The sequence below is a fragment of the Campylobacter subantarcticus LMG 24377 genome (assembly GCF_000816305.1).
Classification (GTDB): Bacteria; Campylobacterota; Campylobacteria; order Campylobacterales; family Campylobacteraceae; genus Campylobacter_D; species Campylobacter_D subantarcticus.
In genome coordinates this window covers 653,634-674,927 of the sequence record NZ_CP007773.1, presented here as the reverse complement: position 1 = coordinate 674,927, position 21,294 = coordinate 653,634, and the positions used below count along the sequence as shown (strand labels likewise).

Annotated in this window: 27 protein-coding genes; 1 reads left to right on the top strand and 26 read right to left on the bottom strand. The window is 26.0% G+C overall.

All coding sequences use genetic code 11. The features are described 5' to 3' along the window. Positions 1–5 precede the first annotated feature (5 nt). Positions 6–242 (bottom strand): mobilization protein, encoded by a 237-nt coding sequence (locus CSUB8523_RS03655; protein ID WP_152822553.1) that lies wholly within the window; start codon positions 240–242, stop codon positions 6–8. Positions 243–502: 260 nt separating this feature from the next. Between CSUB8523_RS03655 and CSUB8523_RS03650 the strand changes: the two genes are divergently transcribed. Next, a complete protein-coding gene (locus CSUB8523_RS03650; protein ID WP_043019655.1) occupies positions 503–1,444 on the top strand; it encodes a tyrosine-type recombinase/integrase in 942 nt (313 codons plus the stop codon). Positions 1,445–1,512: 68 nt separating this feature from the next. Here the strand turns inward: CSUB8523_RS03650 and CSUB8523_RS10165 are convergent, their stop codons facing one another. From CSUB8523_RS10165 to CSUB8523_RS03525, 25 genes are all read right to left on the bottom strand, one after another. Next, on the bottom strand, positions 1,513–3,219 hold the full coding sequence (locus tag CSUB8523_RS10165) for a DUF4209 domain-containing protein (protein WP_043019654.1): 1,707 nt from the start codon (positions 3,217–3,219) through the stop codon (positions 1,513–1,515). Positions 3,220–3,349: 130 nt separating this feature from the next. Further along, positions 3,350–4,867, bottom strand: a complete 1,518-nt coding sequence (locus CSUB8523_RS10160; protein ID WP_167333022.1) for a hypothetical protein — start codon at positions 4,865–4,867, stop codon at positions 3,350–3,352. A gap of 78 nt (positions 4,868–4,945) precedes the next feature. After that, positions 4,946–5,221 carry a hypothetical protein gene (locus tag CSUB8523_RS03630; RefSeq protein WP_043019653.1) on the bottom strand — a complete coding sequence of 92 codons (276 nt, stop codon included), beginning with the start codon at positions 5,219–5,221 and terminating at the stop codon, positions 4,946–4,948. A 16-nt stretch (positions 5,222–5,237) separates the two neighbouring features. After that, positions 5,238–5,531, bottom strand: coding sequence for a hypothetical protein (locus tag CSUB8523_RS03625; RefSeq protein ID WP_043019652.1), 294 nt, complete (start codon positions 5,529–5,531; stop codon positions 5,238–5,240). Positions 5,532–5,628: 97 nt separating this feature from the next. Beyond that, positions 5,629–6,108 carry a thymidine kinase gene (locus CSUB8523_RS03620; RefSeq protein ID WP_043019651.1) on the bottom strand — a complete coding sequence of 160 codons (480 nt, stop codon included), beginning with the start codon at positions 6,106–6,108 and terminating at the stop codon, positions 5,629–5,631. A gap of 3 nt (positions 6,109–6,111) precedes the next feature. Further along, positions 6,112–7,677: a DUF4942 domain-containing protein gene (locus CSUB8523_RS03615; protein ID WP_043019650.1), complete on the bottom strand. Its 1,566-nt coding sequence runs from the start codon at positions 7,675–7,677 to the stop codon at positions 6,112–6,114. Positions 7,678–7,761: 84 nt separating this feature from the next. Further along, positions 7,762–8,913, bottom strand: coding sequence for a hypothetical protein (locus tag CSUB8523_RS03610; protein WP_043019649.1), 1,152 nt, complete (start codon positions 8,911–8,913; stop codon positions 7,762–7,764). Positions 8,914–8,915: 2 nt separating this feature from the next. Beyond that, positions 8,916–9,122, bottom strand: a complete 207-nt coding sequence (locus tag CSUB8523_RS03605) for a hypothetical protein (protein WP_043019648.1) — start codon at positions 9,120–9,122, stop codon at positions 8,916–8,918. A gap of 92 nt (positions 9,123–9,214) precedes the next feature. After that, positions 9,215–9,796 carry a hypothetical protein gene (locus CSUB8523_RS03600; RefSeq protein ID WP_043019647.1) on the bottom strand — a complete coding sequence of 194 codons (582 nt, stop codon included), beginning with the start codon at positions 9,794–9,796 and terminating at the stop codon, positions 9,215–9,217. 77 nt (positions 9,797–9,873) lie between these two features. Beyond that, complete coding sequence (locus tag CSUB8523_RS03595) at positions 9,874–10,488, bottom strand: hypothetical protein (protein ID WP_043019646.1); 615 nt, start codon at positions 10,486–10,488, stop codon at positions 9,874–9,876. A 101-nt stretch (positions 10,489–10,589) separates the two neighbouring features. Further along, entirely contained in the window at positions 10,590–10,880 is a 291-nt protein-coding gene (locus tag CSUB8523_RS03590; RefSeq protein WP_043019645.1) for a hypothetical protein, read from the bottom strand. 262 nt (positions 10,881–11,142) lie between these two features. After that, positions 11,143–11,289 (bottom strand): hypothetical protein, encoded by a 147-nt coding sequence (locus tag CSUB8523_RS10045; RefSeq protein ID WP_158336967.1) that lies wholly within the window; start codon positions 11,287–11,289, stop codon positions 11,143–11,145. Between the two features lie 115 nt (positions 11,290–11,404). Continuing rightward, positions 11,405–11,776 (bottom strand): type II toxin-antitoxin system PemK/MazF family toxin, encoded by a 372-nt coding sequence (locus CSUB8523_RS03585; RefSeq protein ID WP_043019644.1) that lies wholly within the window; start codon positions 11,774–11,776, stop codon positions 11,405–11,407. Beyond that, complete coding sequence (locus tag CSUB8523_RS03580; RefSeq protein ID WP_043019643.1) at positions 11,763–12,008, bottom strand: hypothetical protein; 246 nt, start codon at positions 12,006–12,008, stop codon at positions 11,763–11,765. The genes CSUB8523_RS03585 and CSUB8523_RS03580 overlap by 14 nt, the downstream gene beginning before the upstream one ends. A gap of 58 nt (positions 12,009–12,066) precedes the next feature. Beyond that, entirely contained in the window at positions 12,067–13,185 is a 1,119-nt protein-coding gene (locus tag CSUB8523_RS03575) for a toprim domain-containing protein (RefSeq protein WP_043020364.1), read from the bottom strand. A gap of 29 nt (positions 13,186–13,214) precedes the next feature. Continuing rightward, a complete protein-coding gene (locus tag CSUB8523_RS03570; protein WP_043019642.1) occupies positions 13,215–13,433 on the bottom strand; it encodes a hypothetical protein in 219 nt (72 codons plus the stop codon). A gap of 103 nt (positions 13,434–13,536) precedes the next feature. Then, on the bottom strand, positions 13,537–14,121 hold the full coding sequence (locus tag CSUB8523_RS03565) for a hypothetical protein (protein ID WP_052243663.1): 585 nt from the start codon (positions 14,119–14,121) through the stop codon (positions 13,537–13,539). A gap of 101 nt (positions 14,122–14,222) precedes the next feature. Beyond that, the gene (locus CSUB8523_RS03560; RefSeq protein ID WP_043019641.1) at positions 14,223–14,612 is read right to left on the bottom strand and encodes a hypothetical protein; all 390 of its coding nucleotides are present in this window, start codon (positions 14,610–14,612) and stop codon (positions 14,223–14,225) included. A gap of 320 nt (positions 14,613–14,932) precedes the next feature. Beyond that, positions 14,933–15,892: a Dna2/Cas4 domain-containing protein gene (locus CSUB8523_RS03550; protein ID WP_043019640.1), complete on the bottom strand. Its 960-nt coding sequence runs from the start codon at positions 15,890–15,892 to the stop codon at positions 14,933–14,935. A gap of 285 nt (positions 15,893–16,177) precedes the next feature. Continuing rightward, a complete protein-coding gene (locus CSUB8523_RS10155; protein WP_167333021.1) occupies positions 16,178–16,324 on the bottom strand; it encodes a hypothetical protein in 147 nt (48 codons plus the stop codon). After that, positions 16,321–16,749 carry a hypothetical protein gene (locus CSUB8523_RS03545; protein WP_043019639.1) on the bottom strand — a complete coding sequence of 143 codons (429 nt, stop codon included), beginning with the start codon at positions 16,747–16,749 and terminating at the stop codon, positions 16,321–16,323. The genes CSUB8523_RS10155 and CSUB8523_RS03545 overlap by 4 nt, the downstream gene beginning before the upstream one ends. A gap of 162 nt (positions 16,750–16,911) precedes the next feature. Beyond that, positions 16,912–17,892 (bottom strand): BspA family leucine-rich repeat surface protein, encoded by a 981-nt coding sequence (locus CSUB8523_RS03540; protein ID WP_052243662.1) that lies wholly within the window; start codon positions 17,890–17,892, stop codon positions 16,912–16,914. A gap of 139 nt (positions 17,893–18,031) precedes the next feature. Then, positions 18,032–18,856 carry a phage recombination protein Bet gene (gene bet / locus CSUB8523_RS03535; protein ID WP_043019638.1) on the bottom strand — a complete coding sequence of 275 codons (825 nt, stop codon included), beginning with the start codon at positions 18,854–18,856 and terminating at the stop codon, positions 18,032–18,034. Positions 18,857–19,300: 444 nt separating this feature from the next. Then, the gene (gene ssb / locus CSUB8523_RS03530; protein WP_043019637.1) at positions 19,301–19,756 is read right to left on the bottom strand and encodes a single-stranded DNA-binding protein; all 456 of its coding nucleotides are present in this window, start codon (positions 19,754–19,756) and stop codon (positions 19,301–19,303) included. A gap of 305 nt (positions 19,757–20,061) precedes the next feature. After that, positions 20,062–20,493 (bottom strand): type 1 periplasmic-binding domain-containing protein, encoded by a 432-nt coding sequence (locus CSUB8523_RS03525; protein ID WP_043019636.1) that lies wholly within the window; start codon positions 20,491–20,493, stop codon positions 20,062–20,064. Between the last annotated feature and the right edge of the window lie 801 nt (positions 20,494–21,294).

Genomic DNA, 21,294 nt, shown 5'->3' with positions numbered 1-21,294 from the left:
TTTCTTTAAAAATCTTTGATTTTATTCAAAAAATCACTTTTAAATAAATTTTCTATTGCTATTTTAACAATAGCACCTATTTTCTCATTTTCTTTTGTATTTGGATCTATACCATAAGCTGGAGACATTATTTCTATCATTTTTAAAGTCTTTTCATCAAAATAAATTCTTTTTGAACTATTTTTTTCTATTTTTACTACATTTTTATTTTTTTCTTGATTATTTTCTATATTTTCACTCATTTTAATCCTTTTTGGTTTATTTATATTAATATTATAGCATTTTTGTATTAATTTATATAAATAATCGCATAAAAACATAATATTTTATATTTTTATTCTTTTTTTATTGATTATATTAAAAAATAAATATATAATTACATTATATGTAACATAATATTCCATTAGAATAAGAGTATTTTTTTAATTATCTTAGGGATAAACTTATATATTTTGTATAACATAATAGTATATTATGTTATACATTTTAAGGATAAAATAAAATGAAACTGAAAAAAGGTAATATTAGTCAAGATTTAGAAAGATGGGTAAGGGCTTATTTAAATCATTTAAAGACACTTTCTTATTCAAATAATACTATCTTACTTTATGAGCGTATTTTATTAGAATTTGTTGAGTATTCTTTAGATTTTCAAGATGAAATGCAGATAAATGATATAAAAACTCTATTTATTGTTAATTTCTTAGATTTTTTAGAAAAAAGAAGTAAAAATGTAGAAAAACTATCTAAAAAAACAAAATTAACATATTTAAGAATAATTTCTAGTTTTTTTACATTTATCAATGATAATAATGATGATTTCTGCCAATTTAACTTCAATTTGTCTAAATTAAAAATTAGAACTGAAAAAGCTGAAGAAAAAATAGAATATTTAAACGAGAATGAAATTACAAGTCTTTTGAATATTCTTGAGAAAGAAAAAGCCAGAAAAGATGATTATAATAGTTATAGAAATGCCCTACTTGTAAAACTTATGCTATTTGCAGGATTAAGAATCAGTGAGGCTTTAAAAGTTAGCTTAAGTGATTTTATAGAAGATGATGATGAAGTTACTAGGATTAGTATTTTTGGCAAGGGGGGTAAAGAACAATTTGTTTATATAAAAACGAGTAAGATTGCTGATGAGCTAGAATATTTCAAAGAACATTTAAATGTTAATGATTGTATTATGAAAACAGCTAAAGATAAGATTTTAAGTAGAAGTAATGCTTTTGTTATTATCAATAGAATTTATGCTAAAGCTTTAATAGCTAAAAAAGGATTACACTTACTAAGACATACTTTTGCAATGAGATTAACAAACAAAGGCACAAATCTTGTGTTTATACAAAAACTATTAAGACATAGCAATATCAAAACTACCACAATATACTCTAAAGCTGATAAAGAAAACACAAAAAAAGCTTTAATAGGAGTGAGTTAGCAGTGTATTAAAACACATAAAATATAATGTTAAATTCCTTTTGTGTTTATATTTTTAAGACATAAGCCCTATTTGGGCTCTTTATTATAGTTGCTGATAAAAAAATTCATCAAAAAACACCACATATAATCAGCCAACATATAATGTCCGTTAAAAATATCTTGTGAAAATCTTGCATGTGCTATTTTATTTCTAATGTTAAAACCATCTTTACAAAACAATAATCGCAATTCTTTTACAGTATCTTCCTCTAAAAGATTTTGTGATTCAATTTTGTCTAATAAATTTTCTAAAGTTTCATACTCTTGTATTCGGTGATTCTTTTTATCATTTTTTATAATATCTTCACCTATTATATGTCTTAATATAGCCTCAATGCTTACTGAAGCATATATAAAAAAATCCATATAATCTTTGTGTATCCCAGCACAAAACATTCTAGCTATAATCTCTTCATACCCTTTTGGAATTATATTATTATCGCAAGTTAAATAATAAAAATATTCTTTATTAGGATAAAATCTTTGTAATAATTTTGATTTTAAAATATTAATACAAGGATAAGATATCGTTATATAATTATAATATTTCCTAAATAATCCAGAATTATCAATATTTTCTCTTAAATTATCACTATCAAAATACATCACACTTCCAAATAAATCCACAATAGAATTCTTTTCTTCTATTTTTTTAAAATTTGTTTTTAAGCATGGATAAATTCCATAAAAGCATTGAAATAAATTACAATTAGAATTTAAAAAACGATCCACATCATTTTCAAATCGCCCTATTGCTTCTTGAATTTCTTTTGGAATATTAAAACATATGGGTTTAAATTTGAAAGTGATTTTTTTATTATTTTCTTGTATTAGTGAATTAATTTTTGATATTTGTTTTTTATTTTTTATTTTTTGAGCATATTTTAAAGCACTATCTAAAATTCCCATTTTCATATCAGATGATTTAATTTTAGAAAATATTAATAAAAACATTTTAACTATTTTTCGATAGTCGTTTATTTTATTATCTTTATCTATTAAATGTAAATTTTCATATAATCCGCATACAATATCAGAATTTAACAATAAATAATTATCTTGATTTGTTTTATTAATATTTTTAAGTTTTATTTCAATAATTTCATAAAGTTTTGATTTTATTATTTTTAATTCATCTTCAGTATAAAAATTTTTATATCTTTTAATTAAATTTTCAAATAATCTTATAAAAGTAAAATCTATATTTTCAGATTCTTTACTATACAAATAATTATTTATAACTTCTTTTAGTTTTTCCATATATTTATATTCTTTTTCTAATTTAAAGATATGATTTACATCAAGTGCAAATAGTACTCCTTCTTCTAACCCATAAGAATCTTTTAAAAATAGTTTTTCAAAAAATAAAATAGTATTTTTTATAATAAGCCTAGCTATTTCAGGCTTATTTTTTATATTTTTATATTCTATCAATAAGCATGTTGCAATTTTTAATTGCAATAAAGGATTTTTCACATCATAAATTGTATTATTAAGTCGTTCTAAAACTTCTTCTTTTAATGTATAATTATTATATTTATACTTAAAATAATTAGGATTATAGTTATAAAAATAATATAAAAACTCAATACTATCTTTATATATTATATTTTTTTCATTTTTATTGATTTTATCTACTAACTTGCTAAATGAAACTATATTTTCACAACCGCTAAAATCTATATTAAGCATATCATCTATTATTTTATTTTGTATATTGTTTGTATTTTCCATTAAAAACACCTTTTATCTTTATTTTGATAAGAGCTAGATCATTATAGTTAGTTTCCCTTTTAAAATATTATACATATTAATACTTTAAAAGAAAAATGATGAGAAAAATCTCATCATTAATATTTTTTATTTATTTTGATAAATTTAGCAATGTAAATAAATCACATTGTTTTAACGCGTCTAATGTCCTTCCAACTCTATCTTCCAACTGCTCTTTGCTTTGATTGTGATAAATGTCAATATTAAATTGATCATTTTGCACATACATGCGCTCAATGTAAAAATCACTCAAATAACTACCAAAAATTTCTTTATTTGTTTCAGATAAAATCACACTAAAGAAATTATTAGCAACATTTTGAATAAATTCATCATCACTGTTACAATAGACTCTATCGCTTACGATAAAATCATCAAGCAGTATTTCAAACTCGCCAAAACCGATCTCTTTTATCATAGAAATATGCTTTGAAAAAGTATTTTTAAGATAGTGAAAATATTTACTATCAGTAAAACAACCGTATTTTTTCAAAAAGCTTTCTAAAAACACTCCAACTTCTTGATTTTTATTATAAAAGTGGCAAGTATTATATAAGCTTTCTATATTAATATTGCTATTAAAACTTTCAATCTGATAATATTCAGACATTTTTTTAATAATAGTTTTAATAGTATCTAATTCTTTGTAGTTATGTTTTATACGATTGATATATTCCTCAAAAGATAAAACATAAACTTCATCTACTCTTTGCTCTGAAAAATCATAAGATAATGTAGAGCATTGATTAATTTCACTTGCATTTACAAGAGAATTGTTTGCATTAAAACAACCATTTTCTTTGTAAATGTAACCTGTTACAATACCATTAATGGTATTTTTATCTTGATTGACAAATAAAAATACATCTGCTGAACCTTCAAGATCTGTTCTATTTAATTGTCTTTTATTAAGACACTCTTGAATGATACTTTGCTCATGCTTATCAAGGGTTTTGAAAAATTCTTGATAATTAGGCAAACAATCAACTATAGATAGTATGTTAAAACCATCATAACCATGTTGATTATAAAAACTCTTTGAATATGTATTTTCACCTGTTGTAATTAAAATGTTTGTAATTGTTCTTGAACTCATATTTTTTCCTTTGTTATTTTCTAAATCTAAAGAATCAAAATAAAAGAAGTTATCTGTATTTCTTAAAGCAAATTTTGTAAATTCGTTAAGAGTATTTCCTTCTTTGATATAATTTTCAAGGTGTTCTAAAAGATCATAGCATTCAGAACACAAAAAACTAACATGATATTTCCCATCAAATCCCAACTTGACATCTTTAATCCTAAATTCATCATCAGAAATAAAGTCTAATTCTTCTGGAAAAAAAGCGGTAATCATAGAAAAATATAAGCTATAAACTATATCTTCAACATCTTGCAAATTATCGGCTTCATAATCACCTTTAACATGATAATCGATGATATAATCTTTAAAGCTTTTAAAATTATCTTCTTTCTTAACTTCGCTTTCATCATACATTTTATAGCAATCTTCCAAAGCATAATCCAAAGCTTTCATTTCTGTATTATTTGCTTTGTTAGATAAACCATAATGCTCTATTAGTTCTTGTGAGATTTTTTCAAAATTTTTCATTTTATTTCCTTTTTAACTATTAAAAAAAGGATAGAAATATCCCTAGTGGGATAGTCTATCCCGCCTAAGGGTTGTAAATTAGTTGAAACTATAAGTTCTACCTATAATTAAAACTGGATATATATCACAATTATCATCAATCATGATTTCGATAGACTCTTCAGTCTCATTTAAATTATTGATAAAATTATCAATATCTTCATGAGTTAAATCTGTCCATTCCAAATTAGCGTTTTCATCAAGGTATTGTTTTAATTCATTTTTTGCCACTTCAGGATCTTTGTAAATTAGAATTTCTCCTTGTTTAGCTATTATGATGATTTTATTTTCAGTATTTGATTTTATGTTTTTCATGCTTTTTCCTTTGTTATTAGAACCATTCAACTCTAACATAGCCGTGTTTTTTACTATAATCAGCTGTATTAGCAACTTCAATGGCTTCTTCTAGGAAACCTTTTAATTCTTCATGTTCAACTTGACTAATATCTATTGATAATAGTTTTTCTCTATTTAACTCTATTATAGAAGAATTTTCATCTTCAAATAAAATCAAATCACTATCTAATTCACTAAGCAATTCAACGCAGTCATCAAATCCATAATTAAAATAACAACCACCATACTCAACATCATACTTTCTGTAAATATTTCCTCTAAATCCCATTTTTTATCCTTTCAATTAAAATTATTTGTTTAAAATTAAGGATAAAGCACCCTAAAGCTAGGGTAACTTTACCCCAACTCGGGCTAATTAAGAGATTTTATTTCTCTATACAGTTTTTACAAACAACTTTATAATCATCGCCGATTTTTCCATTGCCAATATTAAAATTAGCATAGGAACAACCGCAAGTTTCACAAATTGAATGCAATTTAATAATTTTTTCTGCATAAGGCAAAACCTTAGCAATATTTTTCCAAATTTTAAAATGAATATCAGAACTTAAAGATGAAAGATAAAACTCTTTTTTAGCTTCACTTTCTAACACCCTTTGAACAATTTTTTCATCAAAAAATTGAAATTCATCAAAGAGAATATAATCGTAATCTTTAAAATCACAATCTTCATTTTGTATATTTAATTGCAACCTACTCTCAAATGATCTAGAAATAAAACCCCTATCATCACAAGAAGGACGAATAAAAACATAATTTTTATTCGCTATATGAAGTTTTTCAGCTTCTTGTAATAATCGATAGCTTTTTCCAGATCTCATAGGACCTAAAATTAATGTAATCATTACTTAACTCCCCAATAAAAGATTCTGGCAATTTTTAAAATCTAGCAACAGAGATTTTTCAAAGATTTCATCAATAATCTCATCTTTGACATTGCTAAATTCTTGTTTTGCTTCTTTTTTACTACTAAACCATTTTCTCAATCTACCAACAGCTAAATTAAACTTAGCCATAAATTCTTGAGAAAATTTAAAATGAACATTAGTGTTTTTATATGCTTTCCATTCAAAAAACACATCGCCATTTTCAAAATACATAGTTCCGCTTTCACCGCAACGAAAAACAAAGTTATAAGAAAATTTAAATTTATAGCCTAAATTATGAGCCATTACTTTTAAGTCATTCAAAAAAGATTGGCTACAGCTATAATTAAAATCTCTTGCGATATTTGGAACTACTATTCTATAATCTAATTTCAAAGGAACTTGACCAAGCTCCTTTCCTTCAGCTTCTTTTGTATATCTCCATTGAGAATACAAAAAACGCTCATTGCTTTTATACATTAAAGCATTGTCTTTGATACTCAATTTATCAAAAAACGCAAGATAAGATTTTTCAATGTATATGTTTGCGTTTTTAATAAACCAAATTAAAACACTTTCTAGGTTATCTCTAGTAAAATCAATACTAGAATTGCTAATAACACTAGAACTTATTTCATGGCGATATTCTTCAATAACTTTTGAAGTTATAACTTCTAATTTATTGAAAATTTCTCCCCAATATAAAGCTCTTAAATCTTTTAGCATTCTTTCAACACCTTTTAGTATTGTTTCTTTGCTAAGATCTAAATAGCTATAAATATTATTATCAATCATAGAAAGATTCTTGATTGAAATAATGCACTTTTGCATATCTTCGTTGTATTTTTGAATCAAAAAATCGATAATTTTTTCTTTATCGATAAGTTTTGTTTCATCAGAAAGACTTTTTCTTTCTTTATCTAATCTTTCATAAGAATAAATTTTTTCATTAAAATCCAAGCAAGATAATTGAAAGTGTTCTTTTAAAAAGTTTTCAAAAGAATTATCTTTATATTCCTTTTTAAAAATAAGTAACTCAACTTTTGCCCTAGCTCTTCTTTCAGCATTAAAAAAGTCAAAATTTTGTGAAAAAATTAAATTTAATTTTCTACTTTTAATAATGCGAGAAATATCTAAGTTGTCTCTCCACCTGCGTGGAATAACAAAAGCAAAATATTTAAAGTTACCTTCTTTTAAAATTCTGCAAACCCACTTTTCGTATTCGCTATATGGCGGATTGCAAAAGACCAAATCAACTGTTTTTTCAACAATGCTAGTTGTAAAAAAATCTCTACCAATGTTTAAGATACTCATATCCATTTGTTGAATAAGCGGTAATGATTTTTCTATGGAATAAAGCTCATCAATGTTTAATTTATTTTCCAAGCTTTTTAAAACTCTTCCATCTCCTGCACCAATATCTAAAACACTATGAATGTGCTTTAATTGCGAAGCAAGAGCCTCTATCATTTCTTCAGTTGTTGGATACCATTCAAAATCTTGATTTTTTTCTTTTAATATCTTAATTAATTTACTTGTATATGACATAATTACATTCCTTTTTTAATTTATTTATTAAAAAAGGAATAGAAAATTCCCTAAATAGGAATATCTATTCCCACCTAAGAGAAATTATTTAGCAAGCTTTTTGATTTCTTCAAAAATCATTTTAGCTTCGGTTGAAAAACCATTGCTGATTTTCCATAATTGAAGCATTTTTAACTCATCATCTTCATATTTAATTTTTAAACTTTCTAACTTTTCACCATTATTATAAATGATTATTCTAAAACCATTTAATCTAAAACATGAAAAATCATAATTTATTTCTTTAAAAAACTCTGCAATAGCACAAATCATTGAATCAATAGAATATATAGAAAAAGATTCATCGATAAATGCTGTTGTTTTTACATTGTTTTTTTCCACTTCACAAACACAAAAAATATCAACACTAAGAGTTTGACATTTTGAGTATTTATCAAAATTAGCATAAATATCTTCAAACGAAATATTAAATTGCTGAAGGTATTCAACTAAATTATCACTGTCAGAATTTTCAAATATGCTAAAGAAATATTTTTCAATAACACTTTGAATTTCATCTTCAAACACACCTATTAAATAAGTTCTTTCTCCAGATTCATAGATTTTGATAATTTCTCTTGCAATTATTTCTTTGTATTTTGTTTTATCGACTTGCTTAACTTCGCCTTCGATAATATTACAAATTAACTTATACAATTGCTCAGAACTTAATTTTAGTGATTTAAATTCTTCAATAAAACAATTATAAGCTTGCTCTTTATTAATAAAAGCTAGCTCATAGTCATAATTTAAAATTTTAGCAAGCACTGATTTTAAATCAATGGTTTTATTATTTTTTAAACAAAACTTTTTTAAATCTTGATATTGTTCTGTGATAGGACTTACAAACTTTAATCTTTGTGTTAATAAGTTACATTCCCCATCTTTAGAATAATACCAAGTATTGTTGGTAAAAAGATAAAAGTAATTAATCATATTGTTTTCTTCATTTGACATTTCTTCAAACTCAGACAAAGTAACTTCATGACTATCTTCAGTGGTTAAATACTCAATATCTTCCAAATTATCATATAAACTACTAATGTTTTTTAATTTTATTAGTTTGTTAATTTTTTCTTTATCTTGATAGTTCATCAAAAGTGTTTTTCCAACACATTCTACATGACTATCATACTGACAATAGGTATATTTAACAACACCTTTATCTTCAATTCCTATTAGAGATTTTGTTCCCATTTTTATCCTTTTTTAATCTTAACTATTATGATTTGAACTATCCACTTTAAAGGATAGAAAACCGCTGTAAAAAAAGCTAAGGCAAGACAAATAAAAGCTAATGGTGCTAATTTAAAGAATGCAAAAATTACCATAGATGTAAAAAATAGCACCAATAAAGCAACAAAATCCCAAAACTCAACATTGATTTTTTCTTTTAATTTTTTCATAATTTTTCCTTTTTTATTTATTTTTAAATGTAAAAAAGGATAGAAATATCCCTAGTGGGATAGTCTCTATCCCAACTTAGGGCTTTTAATTTTTAATAATCATTTGAAAAATATTTAGGGCGTCCATCATATTTACAAATATAACTAACAAAACCATTTTCTCTAATTTTTGGTGAGTTAGAAAGTGTTTTAAACACATTCTTATCAAATGTAAAAGAATTTTTAATAGGACTTTTTTTACCTTGACCCCAACTTTCATAATGAGCATTTGCTTTAATTTCTGCAACCCAAATAGTTTTTTTTGAGGTAGCTATAACTTGATAAAAATCGATATTTGTTTGCTCATAACCCCAAGATGAGTAAAATACATCACCAACCTTGTAACCATTTTCATTTTCTTCATGTTTTTTATTAAAAATAGTTTGGAAATTTGCAATATTTTCGATTTTGTTAAGCAAATCTGCGTGTTTATCATAAACTTCTAATCTCTCGTTCCATTCTGGACTTTTACAACTATACTTTTTATTTACAAAATTATAAAATTGCAAAAACTTACCAGAGGTTAAAAAGGTGAAAAGTTCTTGTTCGTTAGATTCTTTAGTAAATCTTTCAAACTCTTTAAGAAGTTTGCGTTTTTCTTTTTCTAGCTTTTGTATTTTTCCTTGTAAGTTCATTTTTTTCCTTTTTTTAATTGTTCAATAAAAAAAGGATAGAATATCCCTAGTGTGGGATAATCTATCCCACCTAAGGGTTAATTAATAGTCAAATTATTAGCTTTAATATATTCTAATAATTCTTTTTTTAACTTTTGAATACTTTCTGTAGGCAATTTGCTATTTCTACTAAAATTTTCATTCTTAGAAACAAACAAAATCATGTCTTTATTACGAATAGATTGAAGTTCTAAATAATCCTTGTAAAAACACACATAAGGAACACTACCTCTTTCTAGAGCAGTCAAAAATAATTTAACTCTATCTTGAGTACTATCAAAACCATAATCACGATAATACATTCCCAATTTCTCATAGAATTTATAGTGTCCTGCACCTGTTTTATCAAAGTATTTTCTTATTGAAAACAAAATCATATCTTTTATAAAAGTAATAAAACTATCACTATGTAAAAAAGTTTTGATTTCGTTTTTCTCTAACTTCAAAGCTTGTTTTAAAATAAAGTTTCTATTTTCCAAATTAGTGTTTAGGTAATAAGTTTTTTCATAATTTATCAACTTATCTACATACTCTTTAGAACCATAAGTGCATTCTTCATAACTATCTAAGCCGAGTATTTCCTTCTCACTAAGATATTTTTTTAAATTTTTTAATTCTGGAATTTCATTCCACATATTTACAGTAAATCCCATTTCATTTTCCTTTTTTTACTTATTTAACAAAAAAAGGATAGAATATCCCTTGCTGGGATAGCTTCTATCCCAACTAAGGACTGTGTTCTAAGTTTATTTTCTTAAAAGAAATCTACAATCACAAAACCACTTTTTCTAACATATTCAAAATTACTAGCAGCTTTTAGTGTTTTTGCTAAAATTAAAAGATCTCCTTCAAAATTATCAAGAGATAATCTATCAATTTCTTCAACACTTAATTCAACTCTTTCTTGATTAAACTCTGTTTGGTAATAATCAATATTTAAATCATCAAGCGCATTAAGAAATTCGCGGTAGTCATATTGTGGTATAGTTAAATCATAATCGTATGTAACTATATGTTCTGAAACTATGTTTGGGTAATATCCCATTTTTTATCCTTTCATTTTTTAAAAAAAAGGAAATATATCTATCCACAATGGAATAGTATATTCCCTTGTGGGTTAGATTTAATCAACTTTTATAAATACTCTATCTTCATCTCTATCTTAGGTTTTTCTGTAAAGAAAAGCTCTTTATCGTTAAAATGATAAAAATGAATTCTTTGGTATTCTTTTAATAAACTATCTAAATTTTTAAAGAACTCATATAAAATCTCTTTCGGATCTTTTATAGAATTGTTATTTAAATAATTTATATATAAATTCTCGCCATTATTAAAATAAAAAATGGCTTGAAGCTATCTAAGAAAATTTTAAATTCCTCAAATGATGAAATAATTATTTTTTCATTGTCTTTATAGCAATCGATACTTTTTTTCCAAAATTTATTTTTTTCCATTTTCATTTCCTTTTTTAATTTTTTAATAAAAAAGGATACAAGCATATCTGCATAGCAGAGAAAGAAGTCCCTAGTGGGATAAGCTTGTATCCCAACTTAGGGTTCTAGATAAAAATCAATCGTTAAATCTTGAATCTAAAATCTCATCAATTATACTTCTGACTTCTTTTAGAATATCCTCATTTACATCGCCTATTTTTTTAATTAATCTTTCTTTTGAAAAAGATTTTAATTGTGAGCAGTTAATTGCTGAATCAACATCTAAGCCATTTAATGCGTCTTTATTAATCTTTAAATACCAAACTCCATTATGAAATTTATCTTGCCAAGTTGTTAAAGGAACAACAAAAACAAGTTTTTGGTTGAGATTAAAAAGATTATTGCTTAAAATTAACGCTGGGCGTTTTTTGGTAATTTCTTCTCCAACTTGAGGTTCAAAATCAGCAATCCAAATTTCACCATATTTAGCATTTTTAGATGATACCATCACCTACTCCTGCTTCAGCAAGCTCTAATTGTTCTTTGTTAAATTCTTCATCATCTTTAAAAGCTTTAAAGCTTTTTATCCACAAAGCTTTTCTCTGCTCTATTCTTTTTCTTTCATACATATCTTTCAATGCATTTGAAATAACTTGCGTTTTATTCATATTTAAATCCTTTGTTAATTTGTTTAACATTGAAGTAACTTCATCATTGAGAGTTAAATTAAGTCTTTGCATGTGCATTCCTCTATGTATAAAATAACACATATTATAACACACAATAAAAAACATTTTTTTATTTTTTTAATTTTCCTTTTACTAAGAGATCATTAACATCTTTACCAAGCAATGGATCCCATTTTAAAATCTCATATTGAATATTTGCTTTCTCTAGCTTTTGGGCTAAAACATTTGAAGCGCTTTTTCCTGCGTCGTCTTGATCAAAGCTAATAAAAATTTTCTTTTCTCTTAACAATCCTAACTCTTCCTCTTTGTAAGAATAAATTCCACTAAAAGAAATAAAGTTTTTACCAATTGTTTTTAAGCTTAGTCCATCAATATGCCCTTCAGTTATATATATTTCAGTAGCATTTTGAATAAGATCATAAGTAAGATTAAACGGCAATGGGTGAATTATTTGAGAATTAGAAACATTAACTTCTTTAACTTTAGCATTCACATTTGTACTTCTTAGCATGAAACCAGTTACTAAATCAGTGTATAAATCGAAAGAAGGCACAACACAAGTGTTATATCCATACTTCCAATCTCCGACTAAATCAACAAGGTTAAATTTTTGCAAATCTTCAATAGGAAAATATTTTTTTAAAGCTTCATTTAGCTTTTTAATATCATTTTTTCCAATAAATCCAATGTTTCCTATCAGATCTTTTGAGATTTTTCTTTTATGATAATAACTTATCTTTTCATCTTGATTAGTTGTCAATGAAAATCTATAAACAAAAGAATACGCCATTTTAAGCTTTTGGCTTTCGTTCATATTATTGTAATTTTTCAAAAAATCATTTAAGGTAATTTCTTTAAAAGATTTTTTTAAATCAAAAGCAAAATATTCCATTTTTTTAATTTCTTGCTTTTTAACTATTGTTTTTTTGGTTTCAAATTGACCATTTTTATAAGGAATATTCCAAGTTTCATGCAAATATTCGCACGCTTTCTTAAAATCTCCAAAATATTCTTTAGCTAAAGAAACTGGATTACCACCAAAACCACATGCAAAACATTTGCAAGAGTTACCCTTTATACCCATAGATGGGTGTTTATCTCCATCTTTATGAGCTGATTTGTTAGGACATTGCATAAGTTTTGGAGTTTTGGTATAAGATCCACCTAAATTTGATATTAGTTCTTTAATATCAATCTCATTTAACAATTCTATATTAAATTCTTTCATAAAACTTCTCCTTAATATTGCTCCCATATTCAATTCCTTTTATTGCATGGATAACCAGTAATTAGTCTAATTTCACCTTTTTCTCTATCTAATTGAAAGATAATAGTAGTGTTATTACTTACTAATTTGAAAAGATCTTGATTAATGGGACTTTTAGCAATTTCTTCATATATTTTAGAAATAATAGAAAGATCAATTTTTCTATTTTGCAATCTTTCTGCAAAATGTTTTGAACTTATAATTTTCATAATTTTTCCTTTTTTAATTTTTTAATAAAAAAGGATACAAGCATATCTGCATAGCAGAGAAAGAAGTCCCTAGTGGGATAAGCTTGTATCCCAACTTAGGGTTTTATAATTTGCAAGAAATGAATGAATTAACGCAATTTTGCATTTCTTGATAAGAATCAACAAAACCTACAAAGGTTCTTTCATGTGTTCCATCTATAAATAAATCATACACATCGCCTTCAATATAAGCTTCCAAATCATTAATAAAGTTGTTCATATTTTCAAGCACTTTATCAATCAACTTAGAGCTAATTCTTTTCACACCAAACATTTCTCTAACTGTTTCTTTCTTGTAATAAAGATAGCCTGCTATTCCACTATCAAAGCCATTCCAAGGATCAGCAGGTTTTTTGCTATAAGGATACAAATGAACTCCACTATGAATAGTAGCGCCGATTTTAATCCATATATAATCTTTTTTATCAAGATAGTTTTCTATATCCTCTGGGCTTTCAAAATCTCTGGAAGTATAACCATCTAAAAAGTTGCTTCCGACATTATAATTTCTCAACAGATTGAAAAAATTCGGAGCATAATCATTTTCAAACGGATCATACCAATCAGAATGAGATATACTTAATATTCTTCCTTCTAAATTGATGATTTTTTCTTCATTGTATATTAATTTTTCAAGTTGTTTTTCCATGATTTTTTCCTTTTTTAATTTATTTTTAAAAGTAAAAAAGGATAGAAATATCCCTAGTGGGATAGTCTCTATCCCAACTTAGGGCTGTGTTTAGCAAATAATTAGTTTAACGAAACAATTTCATCATGATAAAAACTGCTACCAATTTCAGCAAATTTTTTACTGGATAATTGAATAAAATTTTTACAATCAAAAACTATGCGAATTTCTATAGGTTCAACAAATAAAGAACTTAATTTTTCAAATTCTCTACTTCTGATTGATTTTCCTTGAAAATTACCATTTGTTATCAAGTATGTGTTATTAGATTCTTGCATGTATGAAATTTCATCTTTTTTATTAATAAAAGATTTTTTTACGAAAGACAAGGCTTTTTCAAAACTTGAAAAAACACCAAGTCTCATTTTTTCATTACAATAATCTCCACAATAACATTCAACTAAATAACAATTTGCTATTTTTATAGTTTTAGACTTTGTTATAAAACTCATTTTAGTTCCTTTGTTTAATTGTAAAATTAAAAAAAGGATATAAGCTTAAATATTCACACTTAGTGAAGTTAATATCCCTAGTGGGATAGCTTATATCCCAACTTAGGGCTAATTTAAACAATTTTTAATTCTTCTGGAGTAAAAAGTTTAGGTTGTTTATCTTCTTCTAATTTAGAGATAAACTCTTTAAACTCTTTAGAATTTTTTGCTTTTTTAAAGAAAAATTCTTCCAAATTATCAATTGTCTTTTTAAACTCATTAAATAATAAAAAAAGCTCTCTTTCTTGGGCTTTTTTTTATTAGTTTTTTTTCTACTGAATTCATTTGATACTAATATAACCCTTTCTTGAAGAGCTTTTTTGGTACTTTTGAAATAAATTTGCATAAAGTTCAGGCTCATTCTTTTCAAAAGCTTTAGTATCAAAACTTACACTTGTAGTATCATTTGATAAAGAAATAAAATTTTCGCCAATATTGAGTTTTTTAGCTTCAGTTGAACGCATATATTCTTCAATAATAGCTTTTTTCTCTTCCAATTCTTTATCTAGTTCTTTTTTAAGTTTATTTAACTCAATCAATCTATTTGCTACATCAAGTAAATCACCATTTAAATCAATCTGAACTGATTTTTTCATCATTGCTGGGCAGTTTGATTTGTGAGGGCAAGTGCTACAATACAACTGCTCTTCACATTTAGGCTCAACCTTTTCTTTCAAAGCAATGGTTAATTCTCTTGCTTTATTTAAAGCAATGCCAGCCAATGATTTATTATGATCTACCTCAAAACTTTTAAACCAACCAGTATTTAAGTTAATAGCTACAATATAAGCTCTTACTTTTTTATTAGTATGTCTTGATAAAATCTCAAGTTGATAAGAAACTTGTAATAACCAAGAAGAATAAGGATTTTCCACAGAAGTAGAAACACTTTTTGCTTCAATTACTACAATTTCATCTTTTCTCTCTAATGCAAAATCTATATGACATTTTAAAGGCGTATCGTTATGAATAATTTCTTTTTCAAGCTGTTTTGTAGGATTTAATCCATCAAGCATAGCTTCAACAATTCCTTCTGCTATATGTCCTCTTTGAAATCTTATTAGAGTTGCAAGATCATGTTCTACATCATTAGTTTTATCAAGATAAGCTTTTCTTAGACAACCAGCAATATCAGAAGAACCTATATATTCTTTTCTATCGCCTAAGCTTTCTAATGTAGCTTTTTTTAATGCTTTTGGTAAGTTTTGTGCAACAAATGAGTCAAATTTATTTTTTTCCATTTTTATTTCCTTTTTTAATTTATTTTTAAAAGTAAAAAAGGATAGAAATATCCCTAGTGGGATAGTCTCTATCCCAACTTAGGGCTTAAAAAAAGATATTATTATTTAAAAAGAAGCTGAATGAACAAGATGAAAAATATCACCATATTTATTGCTCCAAAAACAACAAATGTTTTAAATATAATATCTATAAAGTCAAATTTTTTTTCCATGATTTTTTCCTTTTTTTAATAACTAAATATATCTGGTGGGATAATATATCCCAACTTAGTGTTGATATTTTTACTATCTATTATGTTTTTTGACATAATCTTTAAGAATTTTTACTATTTGAGTTGCTAAAGGGCGATATTCTTTATCTGCTATTTTTTGCAACTCTTCTTTTAATTCCAATGGAATTCTTATGCTTAATGGTTTTTTAACATTTCTCATAAATTACCCTTGAAATTTTTATTGTTTGAAAAATAGTGTTGCATAGCTTGTTCTAAGCTTTCGTCATTTTGATAGATAAATAGTGTATCATCTTCAATAAGATAATTAAACTCCATAGCTTTTAGCTCTTCTTTTGTAAGTTCTAAAACCATTTTGTAATCTTCAAAGATAATTGCACAATAATCATCATATATTTCAAAATTCTCAAAACCTAAATCTTGTAATTTTTCACTATCTATTTTTAGAGATTCTTCATATAAGCGACCGCATTCATGGATTTCATGATCACTGAGAAAAAACTCATAACCATCAACCTCTAACACTAATTTATTATCATAAGATCTTGCTTTAGCGTTTGTAAGTTGTTTATTAATCCATTTACTTGCATTATCTGCCATATAATCAAAGATTTTATCTGTATTCATTTTCATTTCCTTTTTTAATTTTTTAATAAAAAAGGATACAAGCATATCTGCATAGCAGAGAAAGAAGTCCCTAGTGGGATAAGCTTGTATCCCAACTTAGGGTTAATTTTTATTTTTTGCTAATTTGCAACATTAAAACCATTTAAACGCTGATTAAAATTATCACAACCTTTTGAATATTCCACACATATCCTCAACATTAGAAACATTCCAATTGTTTAATGGTTGATTAAATGATTTACAACCACAAAACATAAAGCTCATGTCTTTAACACTAGAAACATTCCAATTGTTTAATGGTTGATTGAAATTTTCGCAATAATCAAACATAAAGCTCATGTCTTCAACATTTGAAACATTCCAATTGTTTAATGGTTGATTGAAATTTTCGCAATAATCAAACATAAAGCTCATGTCTTTAACATTAGAAACATTCCAATTGTTTAATGGCTGGTTGAATTTTTCGCAATAATCAAACATTGATTTCATATTTGTAACATTTGAAACATTCCAATTGTTTAATGGCTGATTGAAATTTTCACAACCACAAAACATTGATTTCATGCTTTTAACATTTGAAACATTCCAATTGTTTAATGGTTGATTAAATAGTTTGCAACCATCAAACATTGCATACATATTTTTAACATTAGAAACATTCCAATTGTTTAATGGTTGATTAAATAGTTTGCAACCATCAAACATTAAGCTCATGTCTTCAACATTAGAAACATTCCAATTGTTTAATGGTTGATTGAAATTTTCGCAACCACAAAACATTGCATACATATTTTTAACATTTGAAACATTCCAATTGTTTAATTGTTGATTGAAATTTTCACAATCTTTAAACATTACATACATATTTTTAACATTTGAAACATTCCAATTGTTTAATGGTTGATTAAATGATTTACAACCACAAAACATAAAGCTCATGTCTTCAACATTTGAAACATTCCACTTTTCAATACCAGAAAAGTTTTTTCTCTTTGAATAGTAGAATAAATGGCTCATATCAACAATAGAAGAAGTGTCTATACTAGATAGGCAAATTTCTTCATTATTGATTAAGTCGATTAATTCTTCTTTTGTTTTTGGGTAATATTTTTTTGATAAGATTTTTTTTAAGAATTTTATCATTTCTGTTTCCTTTTTTAATTTTTTAATAAAAAAGGATACAAGCATATCTGCATAGCAGAGAAAGAAGTCCCTTAGTGGGATAAGCTTGTATCCCAACTTAGGGTTTTTAATAAATAATAAGTTAAATAGTTGCAAAAAACTATTCAATTTTTTGATACCAAACCTTTGTGTCTGGTTTGTATTTAAAACCTAGTTGTTTTAGATTTTCAGTTAAATTATAAGTATTGCCAGTTACTGTTGCATATTCACCTATAATTTCAATATCTAAACCTAGTGCCTTTACAGCATTTGTCAAATATTCCAAAGAAATTGCATTTTCTTCATCAGGAATGGTAGTATTTTGAACAGCTTCTGTATCAATAATGATTTCATCTTCTGTAATACCAACACCCATTTCTTCAGCAGAATATAACCCACTCACATTAAATGCTTTTCTTAAAGCTTGACTTTCTGCAACCTTTTTTAGCATAGTATCAGGCTTTGAAGCCCAAAAAGTTGTAGGTTTTTCATCTTTGGTTAATTGCACATATTCACTATATGCAACTTCAACTATAAAAGGCTTATTTGTATCAGTTCTATAAACTTCACAAATTGCAACCAAATCTTGAGTGTATTGCCATTGATTATTCACTAATTTTGGATAGTTTTTAATCTCACTATAAGAACGAATACCACCAAATTTTCCGCTTTTATGAGCAATAGCTAAAAAGCCATCTCTACCCACTAAAGGTTCTATTTTTTCAACCCACACATCTTTACCATTTTTTGTAACTTTTGCCTTACGAGGAACAAAAAATACTTGACGCAAGAAAGGATCTAGACCATATTTTGTTGCAACACTAAGACAATAATCCATTTCTGTTTTATTAATCTTAGTTTCAACAGGGAAGAAATGTTTTTTAATTAGAGCGATTCTTTCTTTGTTTAATTCTGTATTTTGATTTGTATTTGTTATTGCTGACATGTTTTTCCTTTTTTTTGATTTGATAATAAAAAAAGGAATAGAAAATTCCCTAAAGTGGGAATATCTATTCCCACCTAAGGGTTGAAATATTAAAAAATCGATTAATTTTTATTGTTATCGGTTTTTTTATCTTTATCAAAGTCATAAAATGTCACAAATATAGCAACTGCTATTGCAAAAGCTAATACAATATATTGTCCCATTTTACTCTCCTTTTTTAGCCATTTTCCACATTACATATAGCCCTATGAATGTAATTATATAAGGCGGTATGTCGTTAGTTAAGTTTATAACAGAATAGCTTCCATTAATAAACAGTCCTAAAGCTCTTTCATTTTTCTCCTTACCTTATAGCACATTGATATACCAAAAGTCAAGAGATATTGATATCCCTTAGAGGGATATTAATATCCCACCTAAGGGTTAAGATGAATTTAGAAAATCTTAAAATGGAAGATCTTCTGTTTCATCGTCTATTTGATTTACTGAACTTGTGTTCTTAGTAGCTGTTTGAGCTACTTTCGAAGCTTCAGGTTGCTTTTGTGTAGCTTGAGCTACTTCTTCTTGAGGTTCTTGTTTTGGATCTAAGAACTTAATTTCACCAACTCTAATAAAGTAGTTAGTTCTATTATTTCCATTACTATCAGTCCAATTGTTTTGAACTAATCTTCCAACAACTAAAACCTTACTTCCTTTTGAGAGATATTGATTAGCAATTTCTGCCATTCTTCCAAAGATAGAAAAGTCTAAAAAGCATGTTTCCTCATGGATACTTCCATCATTTGCTCTTGTTTTATGATTTGAAGCAATTGATGATTTTGCAACAGCAGTGCCGCTTGGTAAATATCTCATTTCCACATCTTTTGTAAGATGACCTATAACTTGAATTTGATTAAACATAATGTTCTCCTTGTAATTTATTTTTTAAGACATTGTCTTATAAAAATAAACACTAGAAGAAGAAACTTCTATTATCCTTTTTTTAGGATTTTGTTTATTTTTATAAAACAATAATCCTAAAATAGGATTTAAAAGACAAACTATTGATAATGGCTTACTTGGATATTCTATGCAAAACGCAACCTTGCATACTGCTCATTTAAGAACAGCTTTAGCTCACGCTAAAGAATGGACTATATTTTTATTAGTAAAAATACTAATTACTCTCCATTTGGGTTGTCTTTATATCTTCTTTATATATTCAATTATTTTTTTGTAGCTTTTTCTTGTTTTGCTTTGCTATTTTCCATAGCTATATCATTTTTTGCTTTTACAACCTTTCTTCTTAATGGCATAAAATTTATTTCACTAGCACTAGTTTTAGTTAAAACTTTAACACCTAATTGCCCAACATCATTTAGTGTATTTTGCAATTGTTGCAACTTATCACTCCATTCTTTAAACTCTTCATCATCAATGCTATATCCCCAACATCTTCTAATAGTTGAATCAGTAGCGTCAATTTCTTGAAAGATAGAATGGAAATTTTTTCCAAAATATGAACTTGCTTCAAAAACAATGGCTTGTGGATTTTTTTCTAAAGCTTGTTTTTTTTGATTTTGAATAAATGCTTTTCTTTCTTGATAAGAATAAGTAGTATTAGTATTTTCTTGATTTTTTTCTATGTTTTCACTCATTTTTATACCTTTTATTGTTTTATTTTTTGCTTTAAAATAAATTAATAAGAGAATAAAAGAAGATATATGCTTACAACCTACTCTACTCGATTGTGCTATAGCTTAATCTATTCTGCGCTATAACATCCTTTCGATAGTCTCTGAACTTTATTCATGTTTAGAATATTGAGTTTGCAGAATTTGTGAGTTGTAGTTATCTATGCAAAAAACTATAAGGAGTTCCATTTTTTAGAAAAAAAGAAAACTAAGGAAAACATAGACAACCAAACTCTGCAAACTCAATATTCTAAATTTAGAATCTTAGCTGCTGATCATCTCATGAATTAATAATTTTCACCATAACTTATAACTTTTCAGCTATAAGGGGGTATATTAATCCTAAATAAGATTAAAATCTTATTTGCGTATAACGAGCAACTTACGCAAAAAGTCGTTTAGCTACCTCTCTAAAAAAGAGAGCCAAAGATAGCTAAAAGTTTCCAGCAATTAAAAGAGTTTTTTATATCGGCTAAGAATCAACCGATACTCAATAGTTTGCTAACACACTGCTTCTTTATGAGTGATCTGACTCAAAGCACGGTAACAGCACGGAGTGCGATCGTGTTAATCTGTTACTGCTAAATCTATTCTAAAAAAGAATTGTAATATGTATGCAATTGTATATATTTTTTGTTAAAAAGTCAAGAGTATAAAAAAAATGGTTAAAATACTAATTATCAGAGCTTTGATAGAAAAATAATATTATATATTAAGTAATATTTAATGTTTAATTGTTATATTATTGAATACAAAGTGGCATTA